Annotated in this window: 17 protein-coding genes; 16 read left to right on the plus strand and 1 reads right to left on the minus strand. The window is 56.4% G+C overall.

The features are described from left to right. The first annotated feature begins 546 nt into the window (after positions 1-546). From QZ540_RS06205 to tuf, 5 genes are all read left to right on the plus strand, one after another. The gene (locus QZ540_RS06205) at positions 547-2,577 is read left to right on the plus strand and encodes a neutral/alkaline non-lysosomal ceramidase N-terminal domain-containing protein (protein ID WP_294628506.1); all 2,031 of its coding nucleotides are present in this window, start codon (positions 547-549) and stop codon (positions 2,575-2,577) included. Between the two features lie 638 nt (positions 2,578-3,215). Further along, positions 3,216-3,590, plus strand: coding sequence for a 30S ribosomal protein S12 (gene rpsL, locus QZ540_RS06210; protein ID WP_005504939.1), 375 nt, complete (start codon positions 3,216-3,218; stop codon positions 3,588-3,590). Then, positions 3,590-4,060 carry a 30S ribosomal protein S7 gene (gene rpsG, locus QZ540_RS06215; RefSeq protein ID WP_005504941.1) on the plus strand — a complete coding sequence of 157 codons (471 nt, stop codon included), beginning with the start codon at positions 3,590-3,592 and terminating at the stop codon, positions 4,058-4,060. Before rpsL ends, rpsG begins: the two co-directional genes overlap by 1 nt. Positions 4,061-4,132: 72 nt before the next feature. After that, a complete protein-coding gene (fusA, locus tag QZ540_RS06220) occupies positions 4,133-6,247 on the plus strand; it encodes an elongation factor G (RefSeq protein ID WP_294628508.1) in 2,115 nt (704 codons plus the stop codon). Between the two features lie 200 nt (positions 6,248-6,447). Continuing rightward, entirely contained in the window at positions 6,448-7,638 is a 1,191-nt protein-coding gene (gene tuf, locus QZ540_RS06225; RefSeq protein WP_070685645.1) for an elongation factor Tu, read from the plus strand. A gap of 588 nt (positions 7,639-8,226) precedes the next feature. Here the strand turns inward: tuf and QZ540_RS06230 are convergent. Continuing rightward, on the minus strand, positions 8,227-11,646 hold the full coding sequence (locus tag QZ540_RS06230; protein ID WP_294628511.1) for a Fe2+/Zn2+ uptake regulation protein: 3,420 nt from the start codon (positions 11,644-11,646) through the stop codon (positions 8,227-8,229). 486 nt (positions 11,647-12,132) lie between these two features. On the opposite strand from QZ540_RS06230, the gene rpsJ reads away from it, so the two are divergent. From rpsJ to rpsQ, 11 genes are read left to right on the plus strand one after another with little or no spacing between them, the layout of a single operon-like run. Further along, complete coding sequence (gene rpsJ / locus QZ540_RS06235) at positions 12,133-12,441, plus strand: 30S ribosomal protein S10 (protein WP_004005287.1); 309 nt, start codon at positions 12,133-12,135, stop codon at positions 12,439-12,441. 13 nt (positions 12,442-12,454) lie between these two features. Beyond that, complete coding sequence (rplC, locus tag QZ540_RS06240) at positions 12,455-13,111, plus strand: 50S ribosomal protein L3 (protein WP_294628513.1); 657 nt, start codon at positions 12,455-12,457, stop codon at positions 13,109-13,111. A gap of 6 nt (positions 13,112-13,117) precedes the next feature. Beyond that, positions 13,118-13,735, plus strand: coding sequence for a 50S ribosomal protein L4 (gene rplD, locus QZ540_RS06245; protein ID WP_005504957.1), 618 nt, complete (start codon positions 13,118-13,120; stop codon positions 13,733-13,735). Then, positions 13,735-14,037, plus strand: coding sequence for a 50S ribosomal protein L23 (gene rplW / locus QZ540_RS06250; RefSeq protein WP_005504959.1), 303 nt, complete (start codon positions 13,735-13,737; stop codon positions 14,035-14,037). The genes rplD and rplW overlap by 1 nt, the downstream gene beginning before the upstream one ends. A 40-nt stretch (positions 14,038-14,077) precedes the next feature. Continuing rightward, the gene (gene rplB / locus QZ540_RS06255; protein WP_005504961.1) at positions 14,078-14,914 is read left to right on the plus strand and encodes a 50S ribosomal protein L2; all 837 of its coding nucleotides are present in this window, start codon (positions 14,078-14,080) and stop codon (positions 14,912-14,914) included. A gap of 12 nt (positions 14,915-14,926) precedes the next feature. Beyond that, entirely contained in the window at positions 14,927-15,208 is a 282-nt protein-coding gene (gene rpsS / locus QZ540_RS06260) for a 30S ribosomal protein S19 (protein WP_004005282.1), read from the plus strand. A gap of 60 nt (positions 15,209-15,268) precedes the next feature. Continuing rightward, entirely contained in the window at positions 15,269-15,634 is a 366-nt protein-coding gene (gene rplV / locus QZ540_RS06265; protein WP_005504964.1) for a 50S ribosomal protein L22, read from the plus strand. Then, positions 15,635-16,432, plus strand: a complete 798-nt coding sequence (gene rpsC, locus QZ540_RS06270) for a 30S ribosomal protein S3 (protein WP_005504966.1) — start codon at positions 15,635-15,637, stop codon at positions 16,430-16,432. Beyond that, positions 16,433-16,852, plus strand: coding sequence for a 50S ribosomal protein L16 (gene rplP, locus QZ540_RS06275; protein WP_044150210.1), 420 nt, complete (start codon positions 16,433-16,435; stop codon positions 16,850-16,852). A gap of 5 nt (positions 16,853-16,857) precedes the next feature. Further along, positions 16,858-17,097 carry a 50S ribosomal protein L29 gene (rpmC, locus tag QZ540_RS06280; RefSeq protein ID WP_005504969.1) on the plus strand — a complete coding sequence of 80 codons (240 nt, stop codon included), beginning with the start codon at positions 16,858-16,860 and terminating at the stop codon, positions 17,095-17,097. Continuing rightward, complete coding sequence (rpsQ, locus tag QZ540_RS06285) at positions 17,094-17,366, plus strand: 30S ribosomal protein S17 (RefSeq protein WP_012903053.1); 273 nt, start codon at positions 17,094-17,096, stop codon at positions 17,364-17,366. The genes rpmC and rpsQ overlap by 4 nt, the downstream gene beginning before the upstream one ends. The last annotated feature ends 124 nt before the right edge of the window (positions 17,367-17,490 follow it).

Raw genomic sequence — 17,490 nt, forward strand, 5'->3', positions numbered from 1 at the left:
GTCCCTGATAAAGAACGCGGATACTCGAGTTGTCTCGGGTATCCGCGTTCTTTGTTTAACGAATAGGTGGGGGAGAGGCAACTTTCTTTTAAGCGGTACTTTAATATTCTTTATCCTTCAGGGGAAGGTTGCATATTTTTTGCCTAGTGGACGAATTTATTTATAAAAAAATCATTGGAGTGCATTATTTTTCAAACTGGGAAAATTTCTTGACCGGGCAAGAAATTAGATGATGATCAAATATTGTGAGACCCGCTGGAATCCGCCCTAACAATGCCATATATAGAATACTTGCTCGTTTTTCTTTACGATTCAAAAAGAATGAATATTCTATATTTGAACAATGCTAATTCAACTTGGAAAGCCTTTTGACTAGGTTCTATTCTTGAAGGCATGCATATCACTCCATTCTCTTCCGGACGGGTGGCGAGTCAGGGTACCCGACTGTCTTCCGGAGCATCTCGACCTCAGATGTCTGAACAGAATTCCTCTTTGACCGCAGAGGAGCGAAAGCGCTCCTCTGTTTTTTCGCGCTTTAAGACGCCCGTGCATTCTCTCACTCGCATTGGCGCGGCATGTCTTATTGCAGCTTCCGCAATTCTTCCCGCCGGTCAGGTTGCGACAGCAGCCCCTGCTTCTCAGAGCGCCAGCGCTACCCCCTATCTGGTCGGTGCGGGCGCGGCGGATATTACCGGTGAGCCCGGTGAAGTCGGCTTCATGGGCTACGGTGAGACCTCCCAGAAGGGTAGCGGTGTGCATACTCGTCAGTACGCACGTGCTTTCATTGCGGTGGACCGCGCCTCGGGTAAGCGCAACCTCATCGTTGTGCTTGATACGCTGACCAGTTGGCAGTCGTTGCGTGATGAACTGGTGAAGCGCATCCGTGCAGAGTTTGGCTCCGCGTATGATGAGTCGAACATTATGATTACCGCGACTCACACTCACGCAACTCCGGGTGGTATTACGCACCAGAGTCTGTACAACATTACGACTCTGGGTTTCCATCAGGACACCTTCAACGCCCAGGTGGACGGTTCGCTGAAGGCAATCCGCCAGGCGACTAAGGATCTTGCGCCCGGTAACCTGACGATTTCTTCTTCTAGGCTGCCCGGTGTGGGCGTTAACCGTTCCCGTGAGGCGTTTAACCTTGATTCTCCTGAGATCCGCTCTAAGCTGCCCGGCGGTACCGATCCGACCAATATGACTCTGCGTTTGGAACGTAACGGCCAGACTCGTGCGGTGCTGAACTGGTACGCGATTCACCCGACGTCTTTGACCTCGAAGAATACTCTGATTTCGAGCGATAATAAGGGGTATGCGGAGTACCTGCTGGAGACTCAGGACCACGGTGTTGACCGCAATGTTCCCGGTAGTGGCGATGGTTTCGTGGCGGCGTTTGCGAATGCTAATGCTGGTGACGTTTCCCCGAATACTTGGTTGAAGCCGGGGCAGGGCCCGACCAATGATCAGTTCAAGAACGTGAAGATTCAGGGTGAGAAGCAGGCTAACGCCGTGCGTTCTCAGCTCAAGAGCTCGGGTACCCCGGTGGGTAAGGGTCTGGATTCGCGCATTTCGTACTTCAACTTCTCGGGTATGAATGTGGACGCTAAGTACACTGGTAGCGGCCATAATGAACGCACCTGCCAGGGCTTCCTGGGTACTCCGTTCGGCGCCGGATCCACTGAGGATGGCGGCGGCGGCTGGGCTGTCTACAAGGAGGGCTCGGGCCGTCCCTCTATTCTGGGTACCTTGGTGTTTACTCCGAGTGCGGCTCAGACGCGTTGCCAGCAGCCGAAGGGCATTCTCTTCTCTGCAAAAAATGGAACGATCATTCAGGAAAAGTATCCGGTGCAGATTATGCGCTTCGGTGACTACTACCTGCTGGGTATGCCCGGTGAGTTTACCGGTGCGGTGGGTGTGCAGTACCGCCAGGATGCTGCCAAGCTCTTCGGCGTTCCTGAATCGCACATCATTCTGCAGGGCTACACTAACGCCTACGATCACTACGTGACGACCCCCGAGGAATACGACTCGCAGCAGTACGAAGGCGGCGCGACCCTCTTTGGTCGTTACACCTCCAGCGCGTTCCGCCAGACCATTAACGTTGTTGGAACGTCGCTGAAGAATGGCACCCCTCTGGGTATCGGTGATCGCCCGAATGACCGTCGCCCGGTAGCTAGCCTGCAGGGCAAGGTCGTCTACGACACTCCCATGTTCGGTACGCGCTACGGTCAGGTGACCCAGCAGCCTCAAGATGCTATTGCCGGTCGTCAGGAGGTGTCGGCTCGTTTTGTGGGTGCGCACCCGAATAACAACATGCATCACGACGGTAGCTACTTCGTGATTGAGCGTCGTGTGGGTAATACCTGGAAGTACTACACCGCGGATAACAATCCGGACACGTTTTTTGAATGGAAGCGCATTGGTGTTTCCGCCTCGCAGGTGACGGTGCGTTGGAGCGTTCCTGCAAATACTCCTAAGGGTCAGTACCGCATCCGCTACTACGGCAATGCCAAGAAGAATTCGAAGACTATTACCCCATTTGAGGGGCAGACTCGAGTCTTCCAGGTGGTGTAGCCCAGCAGTCGCTGTGGCGGACCTATAACTGAATACTCTCTTGCGGGAGGCGGGTGCGGTTTTGCGCTCGCCTCCCGCAAGTATTGAAGCCGTCAAGAATCGTGTGCGTGATTCTTGGCGGCTTTCTGTTTTAGGTTGCCTCAAAGAGGTCACGGGGAAGGGATAAATCTCAACAATGTAATTTAAGTGAGGTAAATCATTGGGTTTAACCCCTTGGGCGGGGCATTAAAGCGAAGAATCCCAGATCTGGCGCTAGATTAAGTGGGATTTAACCTGTATAGTCTTATCCGAAGTACTTGAGCTCGGTGCACAAGGATCCACCCCCGGTGGGTTTACGCGGGATATTTCCCGAGGGCACGGGCATGATGAATCAATGGCAGTATGGATACCGTCCTTTGGCGTTGCTTTTTTGCTGACGCCTAAATGCCATTTTTAAGCGTGCCCAAAAACTTTTTCACCTCTGACGGTGAGGAGTTTTAGCCCTGAGAACTCGCCGAGATGTCGAGGAACCTATAGAAACCAACCGGATATGCATCCGAGCGTTTCTGATAACCGAGAGCACCCATCCAACGTGATGGGGGCCAGTAAGTTTATACGGGCTTCTCTAACGAGAAACCTGATCAAGCAACGGAGAAAACGTGCCTACTATTCAGCAGCTGGTCCGCAAGGGCCGGACTCCCAAGGTCGTTAAGACCAAGGCGCCCGCACTGAAGGGCAACCCCATGAAGCGTGGCGTGTGCACCCGTGTGTACACCACCACCCCGAAGAAGCCGAACTCGGCACTGCGTAAGGTCGCTCGTGTCAAGCTCAACGGCGGCGTCGAGGTTACCGCATACATCCCCGGTGAGGGTCACAACCTGCAGGAGCACTCGATCGTGCTCGTTCGCGGTGGTCGTGTGAAGGACCTCCCCGGTGTTCGCTACAAGATCGTTCGTGGCGCTCTGGATACCCAGGGTGTTAAGGGTCGCGGCCAGGCTCGCTCCCGCTACGGCGCTAAGAAGGAGAAGAAGTAATGCCTCGTAAGGGTCCCGCTCCCAAGCGTCCCCTCGTAAACGATCCTGTTTACGGTTCTGCTCTGGTCACTCAGCTGATCAACAAGGTTCTGCTGGACGGCAAGAAGTCCGTCGCAGAGCGCATCGTCTACGGTGCCCTCGAGGGCGTCGAGAAGAAGACCGGTTCTGACCCGGTCGCAACCCTGAAGAAGGCAATGGACAACATCAAGCCTTCTCTCGAGGTTCGCTCCCGCCGCGTTGGCGGTGCAACCTACCAGGTTCCGGTTGAGGTTCGCCCCGGCCGTTCCACCGCTCTGGCTCTTCGCTGGCTCGTTGGCTTCTCGAAGCAGCGCCGCGAGAAGACCATGACTGAGCGTCTGATGAACGAGATCCTGGATGCGTCCAACGGTCTCGGTGCCGCTGTGAAGCGTCGCGAGGACACTCACAAGATGGCCGAGTCCAACAAGGCCTTCGCACACTACCGCTGGTAATTCTCCGTTTAGAGCCTGCCGAGTCGATTCGAGTCGGCAGGCTTTCGGAGTATCTCATTTAGGGAGAATAACGTGGCACTTGACGTGTTCACCGACCTTAACAAGGTCCGCAACATCGGTATTATGGCGCACATCGACGCCGGTAAGACCACCACCACTGAGCGCATTCTGTTCTACACCGGTATTAACCACAAGATTGGTGAGACCCACGACGGCGCTTCCACCATGGACTGGATGGCTCAGGAGCAGGAGCGAGGTATTACCATTACCTCCGCAGCAACCACCTGCTTCTGGAAGGACAACCAGATCAACATCATCGACACCCCCGGTCACGTTGACTTCACCGTTGAGGTTGAGCGCTCCCTGCGCGTCCTCGACGGCGCAGTTGCTGTGTTCGACGGCAAGGAAGGTGTTGAGCCCCAGTCTGAGACCGTTTGGCGTCAGGCTGACAAGTACGACGTCCCCCGTATCTGCTTCGTCAACAAGATGGACAAGATGGGCGCGGACTTCTACTTCACCGTTCAGACCATCATCGACCGCCTGGGCGCTCGCCCGCTGGTTGTCCAGCTCCCCATCGGTGCTGAGAGCGACTTCATCGGTGTCGTTGACCTGCTCGAAATGAAGGCATACGTATGGCCCGGCGACGCCAAGGGTGACGTGTCCATGGGTGCCTCCTACGAGGTTCAGGACATTCCTGCTGACCTGGTTGAGAAGGCTGAGCAGTACCGCGCTGAGCTGGTTGAGGCTGTTGCTGAGGCTAGCGAAGAGCTCATGGAGAAGTACCTCGAAGAGGGCGAGCTGACCATCCCCGAGATTAAGGCTGGTATCCGTCAGCTGGTTATCTCCGGTGAGGCATTCCCCGTTCTCTGTGGTTCTGCATTCAAGAACCGCGGTGTTCAGCCCATGCTGGACGCCGTGATTGAGTACCTGCCCTCCCCGCTGGACGTTCCGGACGTTGTCGGCTCCAACCCCTCCAACGAGGAAGAGAAGCTGACCCGTAAGGCATCCGCTGAGGAGCCCTTCGCAGCACTGGCGTTCAAGGTTGCAGCTCACCCGTTCTACGGTCAGCTGACCTACACCCGTGTGTACTCCGGTACCGCAGCTCAGGGCCAGCAGGTTCTGAACTCCACCAAGGGTAAGAAGGAGCGCATCGGTAAGCTCTTCCAGATGCACTCCAACAAGGAGAACCCGGTTGAGGAGATCACCGCAGGTCACATTTACGCAGCGATCGGTCTGAAGGACACCACCACTGGTGACACCCTGTGCGACCCCGCACACCCGATCGTTCTCGAGTCGATGACCTTCCCCGACCCCGTGATCTTCGTGGCTATCGAGCCCAAGACCAAGGGTGACCAGGAGAAGATGTCCACCGCTATCCAGAAGCTTTCCGCTGAGGACCCCACCTTCACCGTTTCGCTGAACGAAGAAACCGGTCAGACCGAAATTGGTGGTATGGGTGAGCTGCACCTGGACATCATCGTTGACCGTATGAAGCGTGAGTTCAAGGTTGAGGCTAACGTTGGTAAGCCTCAGGTTGCTTACCGCGAGACCATCAAGAAGGCAGTCGAGAAGGTCGACTACACCCACAAGAAGCAGACCGGTGGTTCCGGTCAGTTCGCAAAGGTGCAGGTCTCCTTCGAGCCCCTGCCCCTGGACGGCGAAGAGCTGTACATGTTCGAGGACAAGGTCACCGGTGGCCGCGTTCCTCGCGAGTACATCCCCTCGGTCGACGCCGGTATCCAGGACGCTATGAAGTTCGGTGTCCTCGCTGGCTACCCGATGGTGGGCGTGAAGGCAACCCTGATCGACGGTGCTTACCACGACGTCGACTCCTCCGAAATGGCGTTCAAGATCGCTGGTTCGATGGTCTTCAAGGAAGGCGCTAAGCGCGCTAACCCGGTCCTGCTCGAGCCGCTGATGGACGTTGAGGTTCGTACCCCCGAGGAGTACATGGGCGACGTGATCGGCGACCTGAACTCTCGCCGTGGCCAGGTTCGTTCCATGGAGGACGCATCCGGCGTTAAGATCATCAAGGCTCTCGTGCCCCTGACCGAAATGTTCGGTTACATTGGCGACCTGCGTGGTAAGACCCAGGGTCGTGCAGTGTTCTCGATGACCTTCGACAGCTACGGCGAGGTTCCCAAGAACGTCGCTGACGAGATCATCCAGAAGAGCCGCGGCGAGTAATTTTCGCGTCTCACCCGTGGGCCACGGGCCAAAAACCTGTGGCCCACGCCAAAATTTTCAATTAAATCCATTATTGAGAGCATGAACAGTTTCATCTCTGCGGCGTAATCCGCTATTGTAGACGCTAGACCGTTTTATAACGGGATGCGCCGGAGCGAAGATCCGCGTGCATGTTTTCAATCGTTCTAGGAGGAACACTCTTGGCTAAGGCTAAGTTCGAGCGCTCCAAGCCTCACGTTAACGTCGGTACCATTGGTCACGTTGACCACGGTAAGACCACCCTGACCGCAGCAATCTCCAAGGTTCTGGCTGACAAGTACCCGGACCTGAACGAGAAGCGCGACTTCGGTATGATCGACTCCGCTCCCGAGGAGCGCCAGCGCGGTATTACCATTAACATTGCTCACATCGAGTACCAGACCGAGAAGCGCCACTACGCACACGTTGACGCTCCCGGCCACGCTGACTACGTCAAGAACATGATTACCGGTGCGGCTCAGATGGACGGCGCAATCCTCGTGGTTGCAGCTACCGACGGCCCCATGGCACAGACCCGCGAGCACGTTCTGCTCGCTCGCCAGGTTGGCGTCCCCACCCTGCTGGTTGCACTGAACAAGGCAGACATGGTTGACGACGAAGAGCTCCTCGACCTCGTCGAGATGGAGGTCCGTGACCTCCTCTCCTCGCAGGAGTTCGACGGCGACAACGCTCCCGTTGTTCGCGTTTCCGCACTGAAGGCTCTCGAAGGCGACCCCGAGTGGGTTGCTAAGGTCGAGGAGCTCATGGACGCAGTCGACACCTACATTCCGGACCCCGTGCGTGAGAAGGACAAGCCCTTCCTCATGCCCATCGAGGACGTCTTCACCATCACCGGTCGTGGCACCGTTGTTACCGGTCGTGCAGAGCGCGGTACCCTGAAGATCAACTCCGAGGTCGAGATCGTCGGTATCCGCCCGATCCAGAAGACCACCGTTACCGGTATCGAGATGTTCCACAAGCAGCTCGACGAAGCATGGGCAGGCGAGAACTGTGGTCTGCTGCTGCGCGGTCTGAAGCGTGACGATGTTGAGCGTGGTCAGGTTGTCGTGGAGCCGGGCTCCATCACCCCCCACACCGAGTTCGAGGCAAACGTCTACATCCTCTCCAAGGATGAGGGTGGCCGTCACAACCCCTTCTACTCCAACTACCGTCCTCAGTTCTACTTCCGTACCACTGACGTGACCGGCGTTATCACCCTCCCCGAGGGCACCGAGATGGTTATGCCCGGTGACAACACCGAGATGACCGTTACCCTGATCCAGGAAATCGCAATGGAAGAGGGCCTCGGCTTCGCTATCCGTGAGGGTGGCCGCACCGTTGGTTCGGGTCGCGTTACCAAGATCCTGAAGTAATTGCCGTAAATTTACGACAATTCGCTAAAGATCTGCCGGAGAGGATACTCTCCATCAGGTAGCGATACTCAAGGACCCCCGCATCTGCGGGGGTCCTTTTGTTATGCCCTTTTGCGGGTTGCTGAAGGCTGCAAAGAGGCAGGTGTATCCCTCTCTCTGCCGGGAGAACCTCGTAACCACGTCCTGGGCGCTATAGACGCCCTTCAACAGGCTCTCAGCGCTTTTGTGCGGCAGAAACCCACGCTAAAAGATAGGGGAGAAGATCGGAGCCTCAGCGGTGAGGAGCCAATGGTGAGGAATCCTCAGAGCGGTAGCAGTATCGCACACCCGTGCCTCAGACCTGTAGCAGGGCATAGGGGAACAGATGCGCTGTCATTGGCTTACCGTTCTTGAACGCCCACACACTTTCAAGGAGCTGGCAAAAGGACGCGAAATAGACGTTGCAGATGTGAATAGGGTTTGCGGACAAAGAAAAACGGTTCCCAGCCCGAAGGCTGGGAACCGCAATTCGAATGACTGCCCCTCGGAAGGGACATAGGTAATCCTACTACAGAATGCCGTAGGAATAGAACCTATACGTGCTGATAGCTAGATGTTTTCCTCATGACGAGGCTCGTAGCCTTGCTGAGGAGCCGGGGGCTGTTGCATCTGGACATTGCTCTGAGGGTACATACCCGGCTGATTCTGAGACGGAGGGAAGTCCTCAAGCTGCGCAGAGCCCTGGTGCGGAGCTGCTGCATCCTGCTTGTTCTGTCGCACCAGCAGACGCCAGATAACGCCGGCAATGAGCAGAATAGAGATGATCAGCAGGGTCAGCGGGTTCAGACCGTTGAGCAAAATTGCCAGGTCGAGGGTGACTAGCGCAGTTGCGATATAGGTCCAGACTCGGTCGAGTAGCAGAGCGCTCAGGAGAGTCAGCGCGATGCCGAGTACCAGCACCACGATATCCGGACCGTCAGCGGGAACTGCCCACGTTACCAGGGTGAGGAACACCTGCAGGCCCAAAGCCCAGTACAGAGGAGAATCCGATACCTGCGTATCTACAGGCCTCTTTGCGATGAAGTTCTTGAGGACCTTGGCTGCCACAACAGCCAGCATAATCAGGAGAGCAACCTCAAGAATGACGCTCAGAGGATTGGACTTCGAGTAATCAATGACCAGACGGGCGATGAAGAGGCTGAACGCCGTGGTGCAGACGATAGGCAGGTTCTTCGCCTTGGTGACAGATACGAAGGACAGAGCACCCAGACCCCAGAGAAGTGCGTTGAGTTCTACCTGCCTGGGCTCAAAAACCAGCCCAACGAAAGTGTAGAATCCCAGCACCGCAAGAGCGGGAATCATCAGCAGCGTATTGACCGGTGCATAGATACCCTGGCTCAGGGGACGGCGAGACATGAAACGCGCGTAGGGGGCACCCAGCGGGCCGTGCATCGGCAAATCAACCATCGTATTACCGACCGGGACAGCGATGCGAGGACGAACATTTGCGCTCACACCGAAGACCTCGACCGGGAGCGTGACCTTCAGAACGAACAGGATGATGACGGCAATCAGAGCGTAGTAGCCCAGAAGAGTCATCTCCATTGTGCTTTCCCTCGTGTTGAAGAGATTCCACAGAGCACCGATGCAGAAAGTCGTGATGCTGATGGAGGCACCAATCTGCATGCGGGAGACCCTGAAGATAAGGGCAAGCACCCATACAGCGATGAAGATAGCAGGAGTTGCTACCGCGAACAGAAGATTATCAAAATCGCCAATGAAACGGCCTGCGCTCAGGACAGAACCGAGCGTGAAGAAAATCGCCGCCGCGTATGCTTCGTAGTTTCGCTTGGAGTACGCGTAGAGTAGCACGCTGCACAGAGCCTGAACCGCCAGCAGCGCAAGTACGAGGAAGTCTACGAGCGATTCCTTCATATTGCCGGTGATCGCGAGCAGAATGACCGACCAGCAGATGGGGAATCGCGCAACGGTGAGTAGCTCCGAACGAATCGAAGAGCCAACCGGCATAAAGAAACCAAGCGCACCATAAACGACGGTTAGGAGTGCCGGCAGTGCTACAGCAATGTACTCCTTCTGCAAGTCGTACAGCAGGTAGTGTCGCGAGCCAATCGTCGCGATAAGCAGAGTCGCGTAGAACGCGATACGGACAAACATGACAAGCGTGGAGCGGAAGGATCCAACATCCGAAAGTCGTAGCGCGCGGGCCAGAATAAGAGCGCTCAGGACGCTCAAGAAGAGGACGGCACCCGAGAAGAGCGGGAAACCAACCCAGAATCGGCCATGTGCTCCGCCATCAGCATGGTTAGCTACGTACCCAACGAAGAGAGCAAAAACGCCCAAGAAGAGGTAGACCGACATCTCTACAAGACGGTAGCTTGCGTTCTGCGCTGCAACGCCCTGAGAGAGGACAAAAGTCAGTAGCGCAATAGCGGCGCAGACCAATGCAAACATCAAAAGCGACTCAGAAGTCTGCATCTCAGGAATGAGAGCGAGGAAGAGCTGAATCATACCAATGGCATAACCGATGTTGCTCAGTACCGCTCCAGCGGTACGTGCCTCGGGAGCCTTAGCACTGACCAGATAGATGACTACAGCCGCGGCAAAGAAGAGGTAGAACGTTCCCTGGTTGCCAGGGGAGGCGTACATGCCAATAACAGGAATGAGTGCTACAAAACTCATGAGCAGCAGAGGCTGAATTGCCTTGCGGTACAGCAAGAAACTGACAATGCAGAGGACACCGATAACCCAGGGCGCGGGGAAGACACCTTGATTACCCTCTGCATAGGGAAGGAAAGTGCTCCAGCGCGTTGCGTAGGTAACGCTATCAGCGACGTGAGCAGTGTAGAAGGCATCAAGGAGAGCAAAGAAGGAGAAGAATACGCCGACGCATGCGTCAATTGCCGGCAACCACTCTATCTTGCGAGCGGGTTGGTGAAGAGCTTCCTTCGCCCAGGGGATAGCCGGGGTGCTTTGCACCTGCTCGGGCTGTTCATCAGTAGCAGGAGCGGAACCAGCAATAGTCTTCTGCAGACGAGGAATAAATACGTAGGCAGAAATCAGGTTAACAACCAGAACAGAGACGAAGAAAATGCTGGGGAACCACGGGCCGTGATCCGAGTCCATGATGAAGGAGAGAATGGATGCAATCGGGTAGATGCGTGCCTGGGCGTAGTAATCCGCCGTGCCGTTCAGCCAGGTGAACAGAATAGCGTGCACAGACATAACCGCAAACGCAATACCCGCGTCCGTGTAGCTCAGATCGTTGGTAAAGAAGAAAATGGCGACGGCGGTAGCCGGGACGAAAATACGGGAAGAATCAACAAGACCTTCGCGGATACCCTTCGGGGCAGCATTCGGGGCAAAGTGCAGAACCAAACCCAGAACAGTGGCAACGGCAGTCAGAGAAACGAAATACCAAACGAAAGGCAGAGCCGCCACCTTCGTAGCTGCCAACGAGTCCGAAACGATGAACGAAATCAGCAGGTACGCCATCACACGGTTACGCATGAGGGCGCAGGCTCCAACAATGGCTACAGTGCCAACCAGAGACGTGAGGAGCCAGATGTAGCGTCCTTCAGTCCAAATTTTGAGGACATAGATAGCAACGCCGGTCAGAGGAATAAACGCAAGACCTGTTGCTGCAAAAGAGTAGGAGGCAATACGCAGGCGCTCTACGAAACGGTAGGTGAGCAGGCCGGCTCCGTAGAAGACAATTGCTCCAAGCGCCATTGCGAGGACACGGAAGATAGCCGTTTCATCCTGAGAAGAAGTCACCGAGGTGACAAAAAGGCCCGCAGCACCAATGAGCAGGAGCGAACCAATGTACAGAACAATATTGAGGAAGATATCCTCATTGACTCGGCGTCGCTGCGCAGGAGGCTGAGGATACGGACCCGACAGGGACGGGGGAACGTACAGTCCGAGACCTTGCGGCTGAGCATACTGAGGGCTCTGAGACGAAGAGTGAGAGCTAGAGGATGCCTGATGAGGTTGTGTCGGCTGAGACATGGTTTCTCCTTAGGCTGTAGTGATACTTCTACGATACGAGAGTCTTTAGATCTAAAAGCTTTATTAAGAGCAATAAAGCGCATGGAACTTACTGAAAGTAGATTGAAAGCTCCCTGAGAGTTACATCGCGGGAGTATCCTCAGGTTGACAGAGACAGTTAAGTGTTCTTAAGCACTTAACTTGTGTTCGTATTGCATCAGGGCTCTAACTCTGAGAGAATTGACGACGTTGTCAAAGCGTCTACCTGCACTAAAGGTAGGCCCACGTATGACCCGGTCCGAAGGATGACGGGACGAGTTTGTCTAGAAAATAGGCGACACGCCCGAGTTCGGGGGTCGGTACTCAGGCGGGGTGAGGAACCCGGCAAAGCCGGATTCAGTCCGTTCTGAGTGGCGCACGTGATGAATATATCGCGTTCCTTAAGCGCTATAACAAAGGGGCAAAAGCTCCGATACAGGGAATACATCAAGAAAGAGAGTCCGACAGATGGCGGGACAGAAAATCCGCATCCGTCTGAAGTCCTATGACCACGAGGTCATCGATTCTTCGGCACGGAAAATCGTCGAAACGGTCAAGGGCGCAGGCGCAACTGTAGTTGGCCCCGTGCCGCTGCCGACCGAGAAGAACGTCTACTGTGTTATTCGTTCTCCCCACAAGTACAAGGACAGCCGCGAGCACTTCGAGATGCGTACGCACAAGCGTCTGATCGACGTTGTTGATCCGACCCCCAAGGCTGTTGATGCCCTCATGCGTCTTGACCTGCCGGCAGACGTAAACATCGAGATCAAGCTGTAGAGGATCGCATCTAATGACTAACAAATTCGAGCGCCAGGTGAAGGGCCTGCTGGGCACCAAGCTCGGCATGACCCAGGTCTGGGACGAGGACGGCAAGTTCGTGCCCGTCACCGTCGTCAAGGCTGATTCTAACGTTGTTACCCAGATCCGTAACCAGGAAACTGATGGCTACGAAGCTATTCAGATTGGTTTCGGTGCAATCGACTCTCGCAAGGTTACCAAGCCCCTGGCTGGTCACTTCGAGAAGGCCGGTGTTACCCCCCGTCGCCACATCGTCGAGCTGCGTACCGCAGATGCTTCTGAGTATTCCCTCGGTCAGGAACTGACCGTTGAGCTCTTCGAAGCAGGCCAGAAGGTCGACGTCGTTGGTAAGACCAAGGGTAAGGGCTTCGCAGGTGTTATGAAGCGTCACGGCTTCAAGGGTGTTGGCGCGTCTCACGGTCAGCACAAGAACCACCGTAAGCCCGGTTCCATCGGTGGCGCATCCTACCCCGCACGCGTGTTCAAGGGTATGCGCATGGCTGGCCGTATGGGCGCAGCACGTCACACTACCTTGAACCTGACTATCCAGGGTGTGGACGCAGAGAACAATGTCCTGCTGATCAAGGGCGCAATCCCCGGTCCCAAGGGCGGCGTTGTTCTGGTTCGTACCGCTGTGAAGGGAGCCTAATACATCATGGCTGTTAAGACCCTTAAGGTAGACCTGCCCGCAGAGATTTTCGACGCGCAGGCATCCGTGCCCCTGCTGCACCAGGTTGTCGTTGCACAGCTCGCTGCTGCACGCCAGGGCACCCACAAGACCAAGAACCGCGGCGAGGTTTCCGGTGCAGGCCGTAAGCCCTTCAAGCAGAAGGGTACCGGTAACGCACGTCAGGGCTCCATCCGTGCACCGCACATGACCGGCGGTGGCGTTGTTCACGGTCCGACCCCGCGTAACTACGCACAGCGCACCCCCAAGAAGATGATCGCCGCTGCACTGCGCGGTGCTCTCTCCGATCGCGCTCGTCACGACCGCGTCCACGTTGTCGAGAACTTCATCTCCGGTGAAACCCCCTCGACCAAGGCTGCAAAGGCTGCATTCGCAGCTATCACCGAGCGCAAGAACATCCTTCTTGTGATTGCTCGTGCAGAGGACGTTGTGGCTCTGTCCGCACGTAACCTGGAGAACGTCCACGTTCTGTACGCAGACCAGCTCAACACCTACGATGTGCTGGTTTCGGACGACGTGGTCTTCACCAAGGCAGCATTCGACGCATTCGTTGCTGCAGCTCAGAAGAAGGAGGGCGCTAAGTAATGAGCGTTTCCACCAAGTCTGTATACGACGTGATCATTGCTCCCGTCGTTTCCGAGAAGAGCTACGGTCAGCTCGACGAAGGTAAGTACACCTTCGAGGTCGCTACCGATTCCAACAAGCTGGAAATCAAGCAGGCCATCGAGAAGATCTTTGACGTCAAGGTTGCTTCCGTCAACACCATCAACCGTCAGGGCAAGCGCAAGCGCACCCGTTTCGGTTGGGGCGCTCGCAAGAACACCAAGCGTGCGATTGTGACCCTCAAGGAAGGCACCATCGACATCTTCGGCGGTCCGCAGGCATAAGCCCCGCGGAGACCACTTTAACGAAGGAAGAAATATCTAAATGGGTATTCGTAAGTACAAGCCGACGACCCCGGGTCGCCGCGGTTCGAGCGTTGCTGATTTCTCCGAGATCACCCGCTCCACCCCGGAAAAGTCCCTGCTTCGTCCGCTTCACAAGACCGGCGGCCGTAACAACACCGGTCGCATCACCACCCGTCACAAGGGTGGCGGCCACAAGCGCCAGTACCGTCTGATCGACTTCCGTCGTCACGACAAGGACGGCGTGAACGCACGCGTTGCACACATCGAGTACGATCCCAACCGTACCGCACGCATCGCACTGCTGCACTACTTCGATGGTTCCAAGCGCTACATCATCGCTCCGAACAAGCTCGCTCAGGGCGACATCGTCGAGTCCGGTCCCGCAGCTGACATCAAGCCCGGTAACAACCTGCCCCTGCGCAACATCCCCGTTGGTACCGTGATTCACTGTGTCGAGCTCCGTCCCGGTGGCGGCGCAAAGCTGGCTCGCTCCGCAGGTGCTTCTGTTCAGCTGGTTGCTAAGGAAGGCAAGTACGGTCAGCTCCGTCTGCCCTCCGGCGAAATCCGCAACGTGGATGTTCGCTGCCGCGCAACCGTTGGTGAGGTCGGCAACGCCGAGCAGTCCAACATCAACTGGGGTAAGGCTGGCCGTAACCGCTGGAAGGGCATCCGCCCGACCGTCCGTGGTGTGGTCATGAACCCGGTTGACCACCCGCACGGTGGTGGTGAAGGTAAGACCTCCGGTGGTCGTCACCCGGTTAACCCCAACGGTAAGCCCGAGGGTCGTACCCGTCGTCCCAACAAGGAAAGCGACAAGCTCATCGTTCGTCGCCGTCGTACTGGCAAGAAGCGCTAAGGAGCCTGAAACATGCCTCGTAGTTTGAAGAAGGGCCCTTTCGTTGATCAGCACCTCTACCTGAAGGTTGCAGCTCAGAACGAGAAGGGCACCAAGAACGTAATCAAGACTTGGTCGCGTCGCTCGATGATTATCCCCGACATGCTCGGTCACACCATCGCAGTGTACGACGGTCGCAAGCACGTGCCGGTGTTCATCACCGAGTCGATGGTTGGTCACAAGCTCGGCGAGTTTGCTCCGACCCGCACTTTCCGCAGCCATGTGAAGGACGACCGTAAGGGCAAGCGTCGCTAATCGGTTCACACCGATAAGCTAACGTTTCCCTTTCGGCAATAGACGAAAGAGAGATAGGCAATGGAAGCCAAGGCATCAGCGCGTTTCGTTCGCGTTACGCCTATGAAGGCCCGCCGTGTCGTCAACCTGATCCGTGGTAAGCAGGCGGAAGAGGCTCTGGCGATTCTGAAGTTCGCCCCCCAGGCAGCTTCGGAACCGGTATACAAGATCGTTGCTTCGGCAGTAGCTAACGCTCGTCAGAAGGCAACCCAGCAGGGTCTGCCCTTCCGCGAGGAAGAGCTGTTCATCAGCGAAGCATTCGTGAACGAAGGCCCGACCATGAAGCGCATTCAGCCCCGCGCTCAGGGTCGCGCATACCGAATCAACAAGCGCACCAGCCACATCACCGTGGTAGTTGCTACCCCGGAGAAGGAGGAGGACCGCTAAATGGGTCAGAAAATTCACCCGAACGGTTTCCGACTGGGCATCACCACTGACCACGTCTCCAAGTGGTTCGCTGATTCCAACAAGCCCGGCGAGCGTTACGCTGACTTCGTCCGCGAGGACGTAAAGATCCGCGAGCTGCTGGCAAAGAACCTGGATCGCGCAGGCGTTGCAAAGGTCGAGATCGAGCGTACCCGTGACCGCGTGCGTGTGGACATCCACACCGCTCGTCCCGGTATCGTGATTGGCCGCCGTGGCGCAGAAGCAGACCGCATCCGCGGCGAGCTCGAGAAGCTCACCAACAAGCAGATTCAGCTGAACATCCTCGAGGTTGCTAACCCCGACCTCTCCGCTCAGCTGGTTGCACAGAGCATCGCAGAGCAGCTCGCATCGCGTGTTGCATTCCGCCGTGCAATGAAGAAGGCAATCCAGTCCGCACAGCGTGCAGGCGCAAAGGGTATCCGTATCCAGTGCTCCGGCCGTCTGGGTGGCGCTGAAATGTCCCGTTCCGAGTTCTACCGCGAAGGCCGTGTGCCCCTGCACACCCTGCGTGCGAACATCGACTACGGCTTCTTCGAGGCTAAGACCACCTTCGGTCGCATCGGCGTGAAGGTCTGGATCTACAAGGGCGACCTGACCGACAAGGAGCTGGCAGCTCAGCAGGCAGCAAACAACCGCCGTGGCAACCGCCGCGATGGTGACCGCCGCCGCCAGGGCAACCGTGGTCCTCGTCGCGAGCGCCGCAACGAGAACGCTTCGGCAAAGGTCGAGGCCAAGACTGCAGAGAACGGTGAGGCATAAATGCTTATTCCCCGTCGAGTAAAGTACCGCAAGCAGCACCACCCCAAGCGTAATGGTCTCGCAAAGGGCGGCACCGAGGTTAGCTTCGGTGAGTGGGGCATTCAGGCCCTGTCGCCCGCATACGTGACCAACCGCCAGATTGAGGCTGCACGTATCGCAATGACCCGTCACATCAAGCGTGGCGGTAAGGTCTGGATCAACATTTATCCCGACCGTCCGCTGACCAAGAAGCCCGCTGAAACCCGTATGGGTTCCGGTAAGGGTTCGCCCGAGTGGTGGGTCGCAAATGTCAAGCCGGGTCGAGTCATGTTTGAACTCTCCGGTGTGTCCGAAGAAGTGGCTCGCGAGGCAATGCGCCTGGCAATCCACAAGCTCCCGATGAAGGCACGTGTTGTGCGTCGCCGCGAAGGTGGTGAATAAGCGAGATGGCAGTAGGATCCAAGGACCTGAGCATCGATAAGCTCGCAGAGCTCTCCAACGAAGAGCTGGCTGCAAAGCTGAGCGAAGCGAAGAAGGAACTCTTCAACATCCGCTTCCAGGAAGTCACCGGTCAGGCTAACGCAGGTCGTCGCCGCACTATTAAGCGCGACATCGCACGTATCTACACCGTGCTGCGTGAGCGCGAGCTCGGTATTCGTCCCGCAACTGAAGGTGAGTCCAAGTGAGTGAAGTAAAGAACGAAGAGCGCGGCTACCGTAAGACCCGCCGCGGCTACGTTGTCTCCGACAAGATGGACAAGACCGTTGTCGTCGAGGTCGAGGACCACGTGAAGCACGCACTGTACGGCAAGGTCGTTCGCCGTAGCTCCAAGATCAAGGCACACGACGAGCAGAACACTGCTGGTATCGGTGACCTCGTTCTGATTGCAGAGACCCGTCCGCTGTCCGCTTCCAAGCGCTGGCGTATCGTGGAGATCATCGAGAAGGCTAAGTAAGCCCTCTAATGACTCTCTGTTAGAGCAATAAAAGGAGCCCTCTCCTACTTAGGTAGGAGAGGGCTCCTTTGCGTTTAACCTTTATTCGGGAGAACTCAGCGGGAAGTTCTGTGGGCTGCAGAAT

The sequence above is a fragment of the uncultured Rothia sp. genome (assembly GCF_916049665.1).
Classification (GTDB): Bacteria; Actinomycetota; Actinomycetes; order Actinomycetales; family Micrococcaceae; genus Rothia.